A 14,378-nucleotide genomic window follows, 5' to 3' on the forward strand; every position below is an offset into this window, starting at 1 on the left:
GCGGCAGCTTCGGAGGCGCTGATCACAGCATGATCGCGGACGGCGTGGGCGATGCCGGACGTCAAGAAGCCCCTGGTAGGACGGTTGGTCTCTCACAACCCCCGTCCCCACCAGAGGCATCTCAATGCTTTGTCAAGCGGCCGCTGCTGGCGGCATTGCTGTGTAGCGGCGGCGATCTCTCGACATGGCCCAGAGGACGTCGACTCGGCGGCGTGCGAGGCTGAGAACGGCCTGGACGTGGGTCTTTCCTTCGTCTCGTTTCCTGCGGTAGTACTCCTGCGAGGGACCGGGTCTGGACATGGCTGTCTGGGCTGACAGGTAGAAGATCCTGCACAGACGTCGGTCGTAGTGAGTGGGGCGGTGCAGGTTGTTGAGCCGCCGCCCCGAATCGTTGGGTACGGGGGCGATCCCGGCGTGGGCCGCGAGGTGCCCTGCGTTGCGGTAGCTCGACAGGTCCCCGGTCCGTGCGATGAGCTCGGCGGTCAGAAGTGGTCCCATGCCCGGCATCGATTGGATGATCTCGGCGGTCTCGTCTCCAGCGAGGACCTCAGTGATCTCCGCGTCGAGCTGCTTGAGGCGTTCGTCCAGGTCGAGGATCTGTTGGGCGAGGTCCGCGACGAGCCTGGCGGCCCGAGCCTGTCCGGGCAGGACTGTCTGCTGCGTGCGGCTGGCCATGACCGCGCGTTCGGCGATATCGGCCGCGGAGCGCACCTTCCGGCGCACCAGCCAGTCGGTCAGCCGCTTCACTCCGATGCGGCGCAGTGCGGCGGGCGTCTGGAACCCGGTCAACAGCACCAGGCCGGCCCGGTGTTTGTACTCGAACTCGCGTTCCAAGGCCGGGCAGATGCCGACCAGCAGTTCACGGAGCCGGTTGATCATGCGGACCCGGTAGCTGACCAGGTCGCGGCGGCAGGAGGTGAGAAGTGCGAGCTCGTGGATCATGTCTGGCGAGGTCGTGAGCAGCCGGAACCCGGACCGCATCCTGGCGACGTCGGCGATGACCTGAGCGTCTTTGGCGTCAGTCTTGCCCTCGCCCGCGAACGCCCCTGCCATGCGGTTCACCGTCCGGCCGGGCACGTACACCACCTGCTGGCCATGGCTCACCAGCAGGGCCAGGAGCAGGGCCGACAACCGGCTGGAGATATCGACCGCCCACCGGATCTCGCCGGCCAATTCGCAAGCTGCGGCGATCATAGCCAGGATCGCTTCTTCGTCGTTGGCGACCTTTCGGGACAGCAGTCGCCGGCCCTCTTGGTCGACGGCCACCGCCCAGTGGTGGGCCTTGCCGACATCGACTCCGACCCAGACTCGCTGGACTGTGCTCAACAGGGGGTTCCTTCCCACGTCAGGCCATGCCTTTGTGGTCCGGGGAACGCCCCGCCAACGAAGCCATAAACAGCGATGATCCGCAGCTCTCAATCAGCGGTCAGAGCGTCCAGGAACCGGGCGGCCTTGCCTCTCAAGCCATCAAGGGCAGCTTCACATAAGCCACACCCGGCCCCCTCGAACCACCACCCCATTGTTATGGCCTCACATGCTTTTGTACCGTGCTTCGCTGCCTTTGTCGCGTCAGACACCCTGACCTACGCCACCGGTGTGGTCCGCCGCCACCGAAGGGCCATCGGCAGCAAGGGCCGGCGCCTAGCCCCGGGCATGCAGCACTGATGACCCTGGTCTACCTGCGCAAGGGCGAGACCTACGCCGAACTGGGCGCCGGATTCGCCGTCTCCACCACCACCGCATGGCGCTACATCAACGAGACCGTCGACCTGCTCGCCGCCCGCGCACCCAAACTCGGCGCAGCGCTGGCCAAAGCGGTCAAGAACGGGCTGCCCTACCCGGTGCTGGACGGCTCCTTGATCTCGATCGACCGGGTCGCCGCCGACCGGCCCTACTACTCGGGGAAACATCGCCGCCACGGCATGAACCTCCAGGTCATCGCCGCACCGGACGGGACCCTGCTGTGGGTGTCGGGACCGCTGCGCGGCTCCGTTCACGACCTGGCCGCGGCCAGGATCTGGGGCGTCGTCAGGGCACTGGCCACCACCGGCCTGCTGGTGCTGGCCGACAAGGCCTACCAGGGCGCCAGCCCGCACATCCTCACGCCCTACAAGGGACGCGACAAGCCCGAACCGCAAAAGGACGCCAACCGCGCACACGCCAAGCTCCGCGGACCCGGCGAACGCGCGAACGCCCAGCTCAAATCATGGCGCATCCTGCGCAAACTGCGCTGCTGCCCCCACCGCGCCGGCCGCCACGCCAAAGCCATCCACGCCCTTCAACTCCGCGAGACCGCAGCACGTTGAAAAGAGCTCACTGACGACTTGGCCCGGGTTCGGCAAAGCATGGGGCGGCTGGGGTATCCCGGAGTTGCCGGTGACCGGTCGCTGCCGATAGAGATCCGGCGGCGGATGGCGACTTGGGTCCTCGAACGAGCCCGAGGACCGCTTGGTCGATCTGCTGATCGTCGGTGAGGCGCTGTCTATTCACGGGGCTGAGCTGGGCCGCACCCGCACCAGAAGGACCTGGTCGCCGCAGGCGTGGCCGACCTGCTCACCTCTGCCCCCGTCATCAGCGCTGGCTCCGACGCCGTTAAGGCCCTTCTCAAAGGCTGGTACCGGCGATGCAACCCCGAAGTCCATGCAGACCCCGGGGCGGCCCCGCAGATCCCGCTGCTGGATGGCCGCGCCGCCCTCGACCTGGAAATTGCCCCGGCGGACTTGGAGAAGGTGATGCGCCGTGCCGCCCTGCTGCGGATCCAGCGAGCCATAGCCACCCGTGATGCGTCAGCCCGGCGGCGGGTACGGCATGTGACCACTCCGGGTCGGTCGTCCTCGTGTGCGCGGAGTCGGCACCTGGCCGAATAGTTCTCGACATGCGCAGGGGCGATGTCATCCACGTCCAGCACCCGTGGTCCGCCCCGATGAGCGGGGGCGTGGCGTGCGGGCTGGGTGGCGTTCCTGCACGGGCTGGTCGCGGGCGGCCTGACCGGCATCCAACTGATCAACTCTGACGCGCACGCCGCCCTGGTCGAGGCGATCGGATCGACGCTGACCGGGTCGGGCTGGCAGCAGTGCCGCCCCCCACTATCCGGACCCCCTGCTCGGCTGCGTCCCCCAGCCGTGGATCACGCGGGAGTTGGTGCACCATTCCGCTGGAGGTGATCTGGGAGGACCGTTTGACCGGTGGCACAGCAGATCAGTCGATCAAGGTAGATGGAAGTCGATCGGGGGGCCTCTCACCTGCAGAAACATCCTGGGGGAGTCGCGGCGAGTCCGGGGAAGTCTATCTACGGTGGCTCCCCAATTGGCTCCTCTGTGGCTCCCCGCAACTTGGAGGTACTCAACGACCGAACAGGATCATATTCGGCCGCGGAGGCTGCTGCAGCGTCAGTCACCCTTGGTTCGTGTCGATGGAGTGGACTGCCGGTCAATACCGCTTCTTACCTGGATGAACACGGATGCCGGTGGAGGGCTCCCGGCAATTCGACACCCTGCGGATTAAAAGTCCGAAACTGTCGTATCGGAGTGGGTCTCAGAGTGTCATTGTATGCCGAGCCGTCCGTGTTCCGCCCGATTTCCCTGCCGCCCAGTGTCGCTGCATGCCGATTCGTTTCAGAACCGCCGAGCCGACAAGGAGCCGCCATGGCTGTAGTGATCGCGTGGCTTGCTCGACGGTGGCCTCGCCTGAGCTGTACGGGCGGCGTCATGGTCGATGCGCCTCCTAGCCCTGGTGCGGGCGATCCGGTGCGGCGGCGGTCTCCCCGGCGTGTCGGCCAAGGTGAGTGGCGCCGGCGCCGCGCTCGGTGGCCTGTTCGGCGGCGCGGGCGGCGTCGGCTTCGGCCAAAGCGGTCTGCTCGCGAGCTTCGGAGGCCTCACGGGCGGCGGCTTCGGCCGCGGCGGTGCGGGTCTGCGCGGTCTGGGCTTTCACGACGCAGGGCAGGCCGAGGTGCCTTCGCGCTGTCGGCGTTCTTGTTGGCGGCCAGGCGCTGGTGGCGGCGGCGGTCACGCCACCACTCCAGCCGGTCGACAGACTCCTGCGGGAAGATGGTCTGGACCAGCATGACGATGAGGCCCAAAGCAATGCAGCCATAGGCTGCCACGATGAGCCACCAAGGTGCCCCGGCCAACTCGGCGACCAAACCGCCTATGCCGACCGGGGTCAATGAGGCGGCCATCCGGGTTCTGGTCTGCATGCGAACTCCTCTGCCGGGCGTACGAGCTCGTACGCGGATCTCAGGTGCCCGGGCGTTCCCGCGCGAGCTTAGATCCAGTCCAGCGAAAAGAACGAACGAGAGGTTAACGGTGGATGTCACACCCGGCCGTCTTTGTAGCGGTCGAAAGCGTCATCCCACGCCCGCTGCATGACGAACTCCAAGATCAAGGAACTCTGCCGGAACGCCCAACCGGCGAGGCACTCAACGAGATCGGGGCGGCGTCCCGCCGCCGCGGCGCCAGCGACCGAGCCGCCCGGCCAATGCCACCACGCCCGGGTGACGGTGAAGCGTATGCGGACACCCCAGTAGGTTCTGGCCTTCTGGGCGATGCGCCCGAACTGGCGCGAGTCACCGTACGCCTCTTGCAGGGCGCGCCTGACCTCGGGTTCAGAGCTGGGGATCGAGTCGATGATCTCGGTCATCGAGCGCAGGGTTGCCGCGCGGGCGTCGTCCATCGCGCGCCGTTTCTCCTCGAGGTCGATGAACCCATACTCGTGGGCCTTGTCGATCGGGAGACGGAGCCTCATATCGACCTCGGAGTGTTCCCCTCCGATCTCGGAGGGCCAGGATAGATCGTCTCCGGTCTCGGCGGGATCGTCCTCACCGTGCCAGTCGATCAGGATGGCTTCGATAAAGGCCACGATCCGGTCCGCGCGGATGGTGGAGGCGGCGCGGACGACCGGCTCGAACTCGGGGACCGGAGCGCATCCCGCAATGCCCGGGGCGGGAACCAGCGGCCACACCACATGCTGTTCCTGATAGGGGAAGGCAAGGACCCGTCCTTCGGTCAGCCAGTCCGCGTACGGATCGGGCACCGGCGCGGTCTGGGCCGCGACGCTGCGGCCGTGCCAGTGCGCCGGCAGCCGTACCGGCCATCCCGGTGGCCGGATCTTCCGCTCCAACTGATGGTGCGGCTCGATCAGCCAGTCGGTGAAGTCCTGAGTCTCGACGCGGCGCTCCGCCCGCCATACCGCGGTAGCGCCGCGACCCAGCCCCCCCTTCTCTGGCACCCCGGCCCGAGCCCGGTCCCGGGCTTTCCCTCCGTCACGCAGGTCGACCAGGTGCCGCTCCCACTCCTGTCCCTGCTGGTACAGCATCTGCTCGTTCTGGTCAGCAGGCGGGCCCGTCAGCAAGTCCCGGGCGAGATTGGCGGCCACCTGGAAGCGCATCGGGGCGTGCCAGGCCACCTGTTCTTCCAGTTCCTCCGCAATCAGCAGCAGCCGCAACTCTCGGGGGTTTCGGGGAGGGCTCCCGGGCCCCTCTGCCCGTAGGGCTTCGGCTTCAGCGAGTACGGCCACTTCCGGTGCAGTGCTCGTCGCCGCGGCGGCCAGGTGCCACAACCCGCGGGCCGAACCGTGCCGCAACATTGGCCGCAGACCATCGAGGAACTCGTCACTGAACCGCTCCTCGAAGGCGATCGCCGTCACCACCGCGTCGGTCAGCGACCGGCTCTGATAGTCACGGTGGGCGCGAGGTGACTGACCCGGAAGATGCAGGGAGACCGCGCGGGCCCGCGGCACAAGATCAGACGGCAGCCGCAGCCGCAGCGGCCGATCCGGCCTTGGCGCTCTGCGCCCGAAGGGAGGCCGTGGATAGCGCAGTACGGTCGAGACGTGGGTGAGCCGCTCATCTGGATCCAGGGACTCCTGCCGTTCCACGTGCTCGCCGAGGAGTTGACGGAGCGTCCCATCACGCGACGTCCCCCTCCTGGCCACGATCACCTGCAGAGCGTCCAGCACGCAAGGCAGAATCCTCACATTTGTCTCCATGTAGCCCACGCCATCCAGTATCCGACTCGCGAACCCACGAACGCGGGTCCGGCAGGCCGATCGGCAAGATCACCTTCAAGTCCAACAACCACGCCCGGATTCGTCACCTATCGCTGGGCGTCACACGCACAACCCGGTGCACCACGGACCATCATTCATCTGAACCCTGTTCGATGGTGGAGGAATGTCCGTCGATCTGCAGGGGCCTTCCCCCTCTGGACGTTGTGCCTGCCGAAAATTACGTCCGTGCAGGTGAGACGTGCAGGGGGTGGGCTCCGACACGGGGCTTGATCAGTCGCAAAGACAGGCCGCGGCGAGGCCGTTGCCGCGGTGGCCCCAACCCGCGTTCTCGCCCGCCAGTTGCAGCACCAACCGTCCGATTCCCGCTGGACCGGTGGCCGGCCGGGCGCCTTACACCGATAGGTCCACTTCCTGGCGACCAGTTCACGGTGCCACCGCAGCAACGTCGCGGGCGTCACCATGAACGTGTTCCAGCGTGCCCGGGGCAGACCAGCCGCGACAACGCGGCCAGCAGGACCCGATCGGCCGGTTGAAAAGCAGGACGGTTCACCTGCCGCCGCAACACCGCAAGCTGGTGACATAACACCAGGATCTCGACGTTCTTAGCCGCGTCCCCGCGGAGCCGAAGCAGCATCACGCCCAGCGAGTTGCGCGTCAGGTCGTACAACAGCGACCACACCAGGGCAACCCAGCCTGCCCGACCACAGCATGATCCCGCCCGGGAACTACAGGTCAGGCTCCGAACAACTGGGGATAATGAAGCCCCACACGCATGTGAGCGCGGCTCCGTTTTGATAAACCAGTCTAGGCAGACTTGATCATCTGGAGTCGCGCTCGTTCGTTACGGTCTCCTCGTCATCCCACGCCCACACTCGCGAGCGCCGCAGGTCACCCGCCGATCATCTCGCCATCCGAGAACGCATCGGCCCTGGATGACGACCGAGGCCTCGGCTCCTGGGTGGTTGCGGTTCGCCCGTGCTCATCTGGTCAGTCAGTGACCATCTTCAAATACAAGACTTCAGTGGCTGATTCCTCGCCATTGTAGCGTCTTTCCAGCCAAGTGACGGCAGCTCCAATTGCGTAGAAATTTTCAACCAAATCCATCCTCTGTCGAGCTTCAGCCTCGCCAGCAAGGCAAAAAGCAGCTAGCCGAAGTGCGGCCGCGTTTTCCGCAGTCATCGGCTCTACTCTCGACCAAACTGACTTGAGAAGAACGCGGAATTGCTGAGCAGTCCTCTGGACCCAAGCGGCGTTTGAGGAGCCCATGGTTGCAGCGTGAAGGCTGGTGGTTGCAACATCAACCAACTCTTCTATTTGGTCTGGGGCGACCTCGAATACGGGGCATTCTAGCTGCATTGTACCCGCTATCTCACTTGCAAAATATGTCTGCCAATCAAGCCTCGAGATGCCTCGTTCAATAGGGTCGCGTCGCGAAAGAACTTTAGCAAGTCCTGATGAAAGAACGTTCCCTACGCCATCAGCGAGGTCAAAGGTGCGGTCCATGGCTTGGTCCAGCACGCCAGGAATATTAAGTAAAAGATCGTAACCAAGACTGTCACTAGCATCGAAATTGAGGAGACGAGTTATAAACCTATCAAGAGACACTTCTGCCGCAAAGTCACTATCGAGAAAGCAAGCGACATCTACCGACCGGTCGAGCGATTGACTGAGAGCCTGGGCAAAAACAAGCCCGCGTTCTCGAGTAACAGGTGCAGAATGAACCCTTTTGCGTCGGACTCCAAGGGCACGTTCGAGAACGCGAACACGGGACATAGCTGAAGTGAGAGCAGCGGTGAAATTCCGTTGAAATATTTGATCCAATTCAGGCTTTATGACGCGCTTCGAGGCTCCAATGAAGCCGAGAAGGCGTACAGTCGCCGGGTCGAGATCAGAGAGGCAAACGAGGGCTCTTTCGCGAGCAAGTTCGGCTATCCTCAAAGCGAGATCATGTGCTCGCCTGAATTGCTCATCGCGTGCGTAATTGCGTTCGGATTGCAACCGGGTTGTCTGGACTGCGTTGGCGAGTAGTGTCGCGACTACATCAATTCGAGTCAATACAAGAAATCTTAACGCTTCCGGTAGTTGATAAACATCCTTCTCAAGCGTCTGACGTACCACATCAGCGCGGACCACGAGAGGCGAAGGAGCATCAGCCGGTGTCCATAGCTCGGTGATATCACTACCGGGGAAAGAGGCCACCCAGATGCTATGACTCGAACCATGTTCCTTGGCGATAATTGCCTGGAAGATCGGCTCTTCGACCTCCAAGCGAGTCGGAAGCCAAAAAGAGAGATCCCCCTCGAAAAGCTCATTAACCCAACGTGTAAAAGCCACAGCATCGCTTCCTCGAATCCCTGAAATGAGGCCGTCTACCTCAGGAACTAGCCTACTTCCGGTAGACGCTGCTGGCGTGTATGCGGCTCCATGCTTGGCCATGTCTAGGAGAAAATACCTATAGATCTCCCTAGTTATCCCTCCCCTGCAAAGACGTGAGCCATCTGAAAGACGCACGAGCCGTCGAAGATGGCGGGCAACTGTGACAGCTACCATAAGTCGATGACGGCCTTCTTCTGCGTCCTCAGACAGCCCCTCTGACCGTAGAACCTCGAGCTGATCCCTTACTTCCTCGGCTAGCTCGTTGGCTTCATCTGCGCAGTCAAAAGCCAAGCTAAGGGAGGAGACCGTGTTTATACTCAAGCACTCTTTCACGATGGGTTCAGCATCGGCGCTAGCAACGTAGAGCAATGTGCACTCACGCCACCAGGGATCCCCTACAGTCGAGCTTAGCTTGGTCACCAGACCTCGCTCCAAGATGTACATGGCAGCGAAGTATTCCTGAAAGGTCAAGTGAGAGAATGCATAGAATCCATTTTCGCTCTCAATTAGAAGGCCATTCGAACCAGCATCAGCCAGAACGTCCTCCGGTCTGAGAGACCTGGATACACGTCGAACCGCCGTCTTAATAACATCAATGGCATCGGTCTTTGAGAGAGCGCTAACCCGGCGAGACATCATCTCGTGAGCGAGGACGCGCATCAGCATGCCCTTTTGATTGCTCCGTGGCTCCACGGGGAGCTTTTTTGCCTCCTGGCGACGCCACATTAGAACTTCGCATATTTGGCCGTATAGGTCGGCTCGGCTACCTGGTAGCGCTCCTCTGTATCGATGCACATTACAGATCATGGTTAGTAGTAGCGGATTGACAGTGAGTTGATCCAGTGCGGGCGTTTCTGTCAACCGACCAAGTAGGTCATCGGCTTCTCTCCGAGCAGACCGCTCCCGATCGGCTTCATTATATTCACCACTGTTCCTTTCGACCGCGAGGTACCATCTGTGTACGAAGCGAGAGACCTTTTCCTTGCTGAACTTTCGCGTTTGTAGTGCGACCGCGCCCTCAATAGGAGCAGCTCGGTAGCCTCCCGGTCGTGCAGAGACCACGAAATCATTCTTCTGATAGCGCCTGATTTGGGAGCTGATCCATTCTGCGACTACCAGGCGATCCTCTCGCCGGCCAACCTCATCCAGGCCGTCTAGAAGTACAACGCATTTTCCATCGCGAAGCCGCTGGTCAAACCATCCCTCTGGTGTCGCTATCCCGTATTTACTTAGAGCCCGGCTTAATACGTCAGGCAAAGGCAGCGGTTCCTCGCCGGTTATTGCAGCAATATGCTCTCGAAGGTAGAGAATTATAGGGAGTGTGCGCTGAGATTTGCGGCGTCTGTTGTGTCGCGTTCTTTCGCGGCTTAGTTCTCGAGCTGTGTGCCGAAGTAAAGTGGTTTTCCCGCTTCCGGGGGCACCTAGTATAGCAATAACGCGAGGTTTAGGTTGACAAATAAAATCTCCGATGGAGCGTCTTTTCGTGTCCGCAATATCAATGTCCGCTAGATCACTTTCGGGCACCTGTTCCGGATCACGCGGCATGAGGCTCAGGTCGACGTAAACGTCATCGAGCTCGGGCGTAAAGAAGCCGCGAGTGGCTAGTCCTTTCAGATCTATCAGATGCAACTCACTCGCAAGATGCTCGCGATAGCGTTTTTCGAACCGGGAAATGTGCCATTCTATGTGTCGATCAATGTAGGCAATCGATCGCTCTTTATACTTTCGACGCCACAATTCGCGTATAAGTGCACTCAGAGCAAGAAGTGCTGTCAGGCAAAGGCCCATGATTGCGGCCCGGAAAGGATGTTTAGCAATGCTCTGCCACTTGATGCCAGCTAGCAATGCGCTTGGAATTCCTAGTATCGCAGTTAGCCAAGCGTTGGGTATTGGCCAGATATGTTTGCTAGCATCGCTACTGGTTTCGGAATTAGATTTCAAGACAGTCGACCCCGTGTTTCCCCGGATGGCCATCACGGCTCCAGTGCACGTATCGATGGCCTAAGCCTGAGTCATCTTGCCCACTTTGGTGCCCCAGATGACGAGGTGATCAGTAACGATTGCGTGACCGGCGAGCGTTTGATTTGGGGCAATCCGAAACTCATATTAGTGGCAGCAATCGTGCCGTGGTATCCATCCGCAGGGGGCACGCGAGGTCGCTAGACTAAAGCCTGATCCCGTCGAAGGCCCGTCAGTCCTGAAGTTTGGTCGTCGCCGTCCTGGAAGAGCTCGGCCGCGCCTTGCCTGTGCAGGGTCCCGAGGTGGCGATAGTGGCCTGCCCTGGTGGTGATGGTGACCGGCGTTGCGCGACGGTCGGACGGAGCAGGCTTACGAATGACCAGTCCGAGCTCCTGCAAGGCTTCGACCAGCCCGGTGACGTTCCGGGGAGTGCATTTCGGGAGCTGGCTCAGCGGGCGCTGGGTGAGCGCGTGTGGTCGCGACCCAGCAGCCACAGCACCTCCGCGGAGGCCGTGGTGAGCGCAACTGAGGACGCCCTCGGGCAGGCCGGTCCTTCCCAGGTGGCGCGTGATCTGTCGCTCGGCCCCGCACGCGCGGGAATGGTCCGCGGCATCGTTCGCGCGCTGCGCCGACGTCCAACTCGGCCCGCACATGCGGGGATGGCCGATCCCCACTGCCGCAGATTTCCGGCGCTAATCCAATTGAGACGACGTCTCAAGGAGGCGGCGGTGGACGTTGATCGAGGTGCTGGCTGCTGTTCCTCTTTTCAGCGGCCTTGTGTAGTTCGTGGCGTCCTGACGCCAGCAGATGATGCGCCGTCATCACCGTCTCCTGGCCGCAGGTGAGGTGTACCAGTGCCGTGTCCATTGCGGATAGGGCGGGTCCGTCCGGCTGTTTGGCCGCTTCCTGGTCACGGAGCCGCGTCGCCTGCCTGGTCATGGCGACCGAAAGGTGGTGTAGCACCTCGACCGTGGCTGCGAGCGGCTCCAACGCCTTGATGGTCTGTGCCAGAGCGAGGGCGTCGGTGGATTGACGTGCCCTCTGCAGGACAAGAACCGCCAGGCCCGCCAGGGCGTCCAGTGCCTCGATCATGCTGATTTCGGCAGTGCCGTGGTGGCTGGTTCTGCTTCAGGGGTCGGTTCGCGGGTCACGGCCGTCCCTTGCTGGCCAACCGCTCAATGACCTGCTCGTCGACCGGCTCGGTGGCCAGGGTGGCGGAAGTGGGTGGAAGCCCTGCTCGGCGGTCGAGGCTTGCTTGGCGCAGGGTGGGCTGGTGTTTGATGAGGCGGGTCGCGCCGCGGGTGGTCAGCAACGCCCACGAGGCCAGGACTGTCGCGGTCAGCGCGAGGAGCGGGGGGACGTCCTGCGAGAGCGGCAGATCATCGGCGGGTTCCTCTCCGGATGGATCTGTGGGCAGTCTGGGGGTGATGGTGGTGGCGAAGCGGGTGGGGGCCAGGGGCCCGAATTCCCGCAGGACGTTCAGGGCCTGGTAGCGCGGTCGGCGACGCTGGAGGATGTCGTCGCCGACGGCGACCCGGTTGTCAGCCCACCACGCCATCCATATCCCGTCTGGAATGGATCCCCAGTGGCAGGCGATGAGCGGCACGCCGAGCCCGTCGTAGCCGATGCCGTCTGCCCACCGAAGGAGGCCGGCTTGGGTGGGTGGTTCTGCGATCGGGGTCAGCCCTCGATAGGTGTCCTTTGCGGCGTTGCGGGAGGTGTAGCTGACCATTTGGCTGCCGAGGGTTACGGCGGCGGTGGTGACCGCCTCGTCGAGCCCATAGACGTTTGCCTTGGCGAATCGTGCGGCCTCGTCGGCCGCCAGTGCTCTGGGCTGCCGGTCGGCGGGGAGGGCGGCGATGGCCGGTGGGGCGTTGAGCCTTCCGGCGAGGGCGTGCTCGCTGGCCCATAGTGCTTCGCCGTACCTGATGATGCAGCGGTGCGTCGCGCGGCGCAGGTGGAACAGGTGATCGATCCGCTTGTGGGGATCAGGGTCGGCGAACGGGTCGATGTTGAGGGGATCCGGCGGGGTCATCGCACGAGTTCTTTCGGTTCCGTTGGGCGCTGGGCGTTGGGCTTGCTTCGAAGCCACCGGGGTGCGGCGTTGGGAGCTCTGGCGAGGAGCATGGTGGCCACCACCGGGGCAGCCAGCAGCACTGCGGCTCCGACCGGCCCGGTGAGGGCGAGGGCGTTGAACAGCGTGTGCCCGATGATGATCGGGCCGACCCGGTGGGTGACCCGGTACATCCACCAGGCCGCGGCGGCGAATGCGACAGATGACAGGGCGGCGGCGCCGAGGTAGGCGTGCGGCACCGCGCGCAGGACGCACACCGCCAGGAGGATCTGCCAGGCTGGTCGGCGTACGGCGGCCATCAGCACGGCGGGCAGCGCGAGCAAGGGGATCTCTTCCCGCAGCCCGGCGGCCAGGGCTTGGGCTGCGAACAGAACCGGGTTGTGCAGGCCGGTGGCGTCGGCCTGCTCGGCCTGGCTGGTCACGGCCGGGCCCAACCGCCTGATCCAGGTGTCGGAGAGCATCGCGATGGTGTGCCCGGCCAGGACGACGGCGCAGGCTGCGACCGCGTCCTTATCCCAGCGCCGCGTGACCTTCGAGGCCAGTCGGCCTTGCCAGAGCGGCGTGTTGGCGTCCGCAGCGATCTGTGCGCATAGCCACGCGCCCGCCCCGGCCAGTAGCAGTGTCGCGGCGGTGTCGGCGGCTTGGCCCAGGAGCGGCATCAGCACGGCGCCGGCGATGGCGAGTCCTGCCGCGCAGCCAGTCGCGCCGCGATGCGTGGCGTGGCGGGCGCGGATCAGCAGCCAGATCCCGGTGGCGGTAAGGCTGAGGGCAGAGACGTTGACGTGGAGCGGGAGTCCAGGCCAATCGATGTCGGCTCCGGTCATCTCTGCGAGGTCGTTCAGAGCCGTCGCCGCGTGGGGACCGAACAGCACGGCTATGGCGGCCGTGCCACGTAGCAGTGGGGACTGCGACATTGCGGGTTGCTCAATTCTGGGTCGGATCGGGGACACCGGTTCTTCGGGGGAGCGCGGTGGCGATGTCGGCCGAGTGATGTACGACCACCGGCGCTCCTTTATCGGCGCGGGGCTCAGGGGACAGGGCGGTGGGCGATGCGGTCGGCTAGGGCCGCTCGCAGTGCCATCGGCGGATGCGTCGGTGCCAGGAACGCGGCGATGGCACCGGTGAGCCGAGACAGGCCCGTGCGGGTGGGCTGCGCGGCGCGGCGCATTGTCCAGAAGGCGCGGGCGGCGTCGGGGCCGGTGGTGCGGGCGGCGGCGTCGGCGGCGAGTTCGTTGGTCCAGCGCAGGAGCATCGTCGCCGCCCATACGGCTGGGGCGACGGCCATCAGGGCGGGCAGGGGAAGGAGCAGGCCCATGCCCAGCCAGCCCGCCAGGCCGACCACTGCCAGCAGGTGGTTCAGTTGCAGCCAGGGCCGGCAGACGTGGTTGGTCTCGTGCGTCAGGACGTAGGCCAGCACGGCGGGCTTGTCCAGGACCCGGTCGCCGACCACGATAATTGGATGCCGCCGGTTGGGCAGCACGCCGGTGTTGAGGCGCATACGAGCGCAGTCGCAGCCGGTGGTGTCCAGGGTGCAGTGATGGTCGGGCAGCCGGTCGGGGGAGTACACGTGGACGCGGTCGGCGGCGGGGAACCGTTGGCGGATCCGCTCTTGGGCTCGAGCCAGGGCCGCGCGCGCGTCCGGATGCAGGCCGGTGGTCAGTTGCCGCTCGTAGGCGTCGGCGGTGGCCCAGTCCACGCCTTGAAGGGGGTCGGCGCGGAAACCCACCCAGACACCCAGGACCGCCCAGGCGCCGATCAGGGCGGCCAAGGCGCCGGTCACGGCTGTGGCCCAAGTGGGGGACAGCAGGGCCCGGGCTGCGATACCCAGGCTGGTGCCGCTGGCCAGGAGCAGGGCGGGGACGATCAGGATCCTTCGTCTGCTGGCAGCGTGGCTGTCCTTGACGACGTACTTGGAGTGCATCGCCTCAGCGAAGTCGCGCTGTCGCCGCGAGGTTTGTGCTGC

At 64.1% G+C, this 14,378-nt stretch carries 10 protein-coding genes and 2 pseudogenes; 2 read left to right on the forward strand and 10 right to left on the reverse strand.

Features of this window, described 5'->3' with window-relative positions; translation table 11 throughout:
* Positions 1 to 132 precede the first annotated feature (132 nt).
* Complete coding sequence (locus tag K4S16_RS43830; RefSeq protein ID WP_200842482.1) at positions 133 to 1,329, reverse strand: IS110 family transposase; 1,197 nt, start codon at positions 1,327 to 1,329, stop codon at positions 133 to 135.
* A gap of 205 nt (positions 1,330 to 1,534) precedes the next feature.
* Here K4S16_RS43830 and K4S16_RS43835 point away from each other — a divergent pair.
* Positions 1,535 to 2,306, forward strand: a pseudogene (locus K4S16_RS43835) (transposase family protein).
* Between the two features lie 645 nt (positions 2,307 to 2,951).
* Positions 2,952 to 3,164: a transposase gene (locus K4S16_RS43840; RefSeq protein ID WP_149265055.1), complete on the forward strand. Its 213-nt coding sequence runs from the start codon at positions 2,952 to 2,954 to the stop codon at positions 3,162 to 3,164.
* Between the two features lie 710 nt (positions 3,165 to 3,874).
* Here K4S16_RS43840 and K4S16_RS43845 read toward each other — a convergent pair.
* From K4S16_RS43845 to K4S16_RS43880, 9 genes and pseudogenes are all read right to left on the reverse strand, one after another.
* On the reverse strand, positions 3,875 to 4,195 hold the full coding sequence (locus tag K4S16_RS43845; RefSeq protein ID WP_149265056.1) for a hypothetical protein: 321 nt from the start codon (positions 4,193 to 4,195) through the stop codon (positions 3,875 to 3,877).
* A 116-nt stretch (positions 4,196 to 4,311) separates the two neighbouring features.
* Positions 4,312 to 5,994, reverse strand: a complete 1,683-nt coding sequence (locus tag K4S16_RS43850; RefSeq protein WP_149265057.1) for a hypothetical protein — start codon at positions 5,992 to 5,994, stop codon at positions 4,312 to 4,314.
* A 466-nt stretch (positions 5,995 to 6,460) separates the two neighbouring features.
* Positions 6,461 to 6,673: a hypothetical protein gene (locus K4S16_RS45400; RefSeq protein ID WP_200842481.1), complete on the reverse strand. Its 213-nt coding sequence runs from the start codon at positions 6,671 to 6,673 to the stop codon at positions 6,461 to 6,463.
* Between the two features lie 320 nt (positions 6,674 to 6,993).
* Positions 6,994 to 9,048 (reverse strand): NACHT domain-containing NTPase, encoded by a 2,055-nt coding sequence (locus K4S16_RS46290; protein ID WP_235037460.1) that lies wholly within the window; start codon positions 9,046 to 9,048, stop codon positions 6,994 to 6,996.
* 297 nt (positions 9,049 to 9,345) lie between these two features.
* Positions 9,346 to 10,356: pseudogene (locus K4S16_RS47085) on the reverse strand (NACHT domain-containing protein); the annotation flags it as partial.
* Between the two features lie 699 nt (positions 10,357 to 11,055).
* Positions 11,056 to 11,433: a hypothetical protein gene (locus K4S16_RS43865; protein ID WP_149265059.1), complete on the reverse strand. Its 378-nt coding sequence runs from the start codon at positions 11,431 to 11,433 to the stop codon at positions 11,056 to 11,058.
* Between the two features lie 55 nt (positions 11,434 to 11,488).
* Positions 11,489 to 12,376 (reverse strand): hypothetical protein, encoded by an 888-nt coding sequence (locus K4S16_RS43870; RefSeq protein ID WP_149265060.1) that lies wholly within the window; start codon positions 12,374 to 12,376, stop codon positions 11,489 to 11,491.
* On the reverse strand, positions 12,373 to 13,239 hold the full coding sequence (locus K4S16_RS43875) for a hypothetical protein (RefSeq protein WP_149265061.1): 867 nt from the start codon (positions 13,237 to 13,239) through the stop codon (positions 12,373 to 12,375). The genes K4S16_RS43870 and K4S16_RS43875 overlap by 4 nt, the downstream gene beginning before the upstream one ends.
* Positions 13,240 to 13,442: 203 nt before the next feature.
* On the reverse strand, positions 13,443 to 14,336 hold the full coding sequence (locus K4S16_RS43880; RefSeq protein ID WP_149265062.1) for a hypothetical protein: 894 nt from the start codon (positions 14,334 to 14,336) through the stop codon (positions 13,443 to 13,445).
* Positions 14,337 to 14,378: the final 42 nt, after the last annotated feature.

This window comes from Actinomadura sp. K4S16 (genome assembly GCF_008327685.1).
Classification (GTDB): domain Bacteria; phylum Actinomycetota; class Actinomycetes; order Streptosporangiales; family Streptosporangiaceae; genus Spirillospora.

Coding starts and splice junctions, on each gene's coding strand:
- K4S16_RS43845 (WP_149265056.1), bottom strand. CDS start 4,195: ATGCAGACCAGAACCCGGATGGCCGCCTCATTGACCCCGGTCGGCATA.
- K4S16_RS46290 (WP_235037460.1), bottom strand. CDS start 9,048: ATGCTGATGCGCGTCCTCGCTCACGAGATGATGTCTCGCCGGGTTAGC.
- K4S16_RS43865 (WP_149265059.1), bottom strand. CDS start 11,433: ATGATCGAGGCACTGGACGCCCTGGCGGGCCTGGCGGTTCTTGTCCTG.
- K4S16_RS43870 (WP_149265060.1), bottom strand. CDS start 12,376: ATGACCCCGCCGGATCCCCTCAACATCGACCCGTTCGCCGACCCTGAT.
- K4S16_RS43875 (WP_149265061.1), bottom strand. CDS start 13,239: ATGACCGGAGCCGACATCGATTGGCCTGGACTCCCGCTCCACGTCAAC.
- K4S16_RS43880 (WP_149265062.1), bottom strand. CDS start 14,336: ATGCACTCCAAGTACGTCGTCAAGGACAGCCACGCTGCCAGCAGACGA.